This window comes from Phytoactinopolyspora endophytica (assembly GCF_004138495.1).
Taxonomy (GTDB): domain Bacteria; phylum Actinomycetota; class Actinomycetes; order Jiangellales; family Jiangellaceae; genus Phytoactinopolyspora; species Phytoactinopolyspora endophytica.
The window spans coordinates 214576-216042 of record NZ_ML142855.1; the positions used below are offsets into that span (position 1 = coordinate 214576).

Annotated in this window: 1 protein-coding gene and 1 pseudogene; both read right to left on the reverse strand. The window is 67.8% G+C overall.

Annotated features, from left to right (window positions below):
- Positions 1–978 (reverse strand): annotated as a pseudogene (locus ELR45_RS35255) (tetratricopeptide repeat protein); the annotation flags it as partial.
- A 168-nt stretch (positions 979–1146) separates the two neighbouring features.
- Positions 1147–1467: tetratricopeptide repeat protein (locus tag ELR45_RS15830; protein WP_165367812.1), on the reverse strand; the 321-nt coding region annotated here is incomplete at its 5' end.

A 1467-nucleotide genomic window follows, 5' to 3' on the forward strand; every position in this document is an offset into this window, starting at 1 on the left:
GAGATGATCGGCGAGCGTCCAGCCGGGCTTCGCGGCGACGCGCGTGGCCGTGAGTCCGACGGCGAGCGGAAGGCATCCGGAGGCTTCGACGAGCTGGGTGGCAGAAGAGATGTCAGCGTCGACGAGGTCGGCTCCGGCCACGTCCCGGAGCAGGTCAACGGCCTCCTCCGGGGTGAACACGTCGAGCGGCACGCGGACGCTCTTGGTGCCGTCGCTCAATGTGGTTCCGTCCAGCGCGGTGCGGCTGGTGACCAGCACGATGGTGCCAGACGTGCTGGGGATGAGCGGGATGACCTGTTCGGTTTCGGATGCGTCGTCGAGGATGATGACGTGCCGTCGGCTGCCGAGGTGCTGGTGGAACAGGGCCTGCCGTTGCACCAGCCCGCTGGGAATCTCGCGTGCGGGTACGTCGAAGAGCCGGAGAAAGGTGTCCAGCATGGCGGCTGGGTCGGCCGGCGGGTTGTCGGGGTGGTACCCGCGGAGGTCGGCGTGGAGGACGCCCTCGACACGTGCCGAGTCGAGTAGGCGCCGTGCGGTCTTGATGGCGAGCTGGGTCTTTCCGCTGCCCGGCATTCCCGCTATGAAGAAGACGTGTGACATCGTCGCGTCTTCGCACGCGTCGAGAATCGAGGCGAGTTCGTCGTCGCGAGCGACGAAATGGTCGATTCCAGCGGGGAGGTCGGTATGGGCCGTGACGACGGTCGCGGCGTCGGCTTGGCTCTGTGCGGCTCGACAGGTCTGCGCCCACCGGGCGGCTTCGGCGTCGTCGGCGCCGAGGGCCCGCACGATGTCGACGACCAGATCGACATCCAGCCGGCGACGGTCGGCGCGGAAGCAGTCGTACACGGTCGCCCGTGCGGGGCGCTGCTCACCGGCGGGAACGCCGCGGGCGCCGCGGATTGTCCCGACTCGTTTCGCGATCTCAGCGAATGACGGGTGACCAGCGGCCGAGCGCATCGACCGTAACCCCTCGCTCACGTCCGCGAGTGTCCACGGCCGGGCTCCCCGTCTGTGGGCGCGGCTTGAGCTGTCGTTTATGTCGTCCGGCATGTCCCCACGCTGATTCACGGCTCGCCGTCCCCTTGTCCACCCATGCGGTGATTGACGTCTGTGAGCATAGCGGCCGGCGTGTCTCGAGCGATCGGGTCAGACCGCTGAATCGCCTGTCGTGCGCGCGGAAGCCTCCGCTGACCAAGGGTGTGGCACGGCCGGCAGCTGAGCGAGCCGGTCTCTCACGTCGGCTGCCTCCGGAGAGCCGAGTTCTTCGAACATGGCGAGCGCGTCGTTCCAGCGCTGCTTGGCCTCGTCGAGTGCGCCCTCAGTCGCGAGAATGGCTGCGATGCCATCAAGCGCTCGCGCGTGTTCGAACGTCTCGCCGGACTTGACGCAGATCGCGTAGGCTTCGTCGTGGTGATCGCGCGCCTGGGAGGTCTTCCCCAGCTCTCGGTAGGCATAGCCGATGTTGTT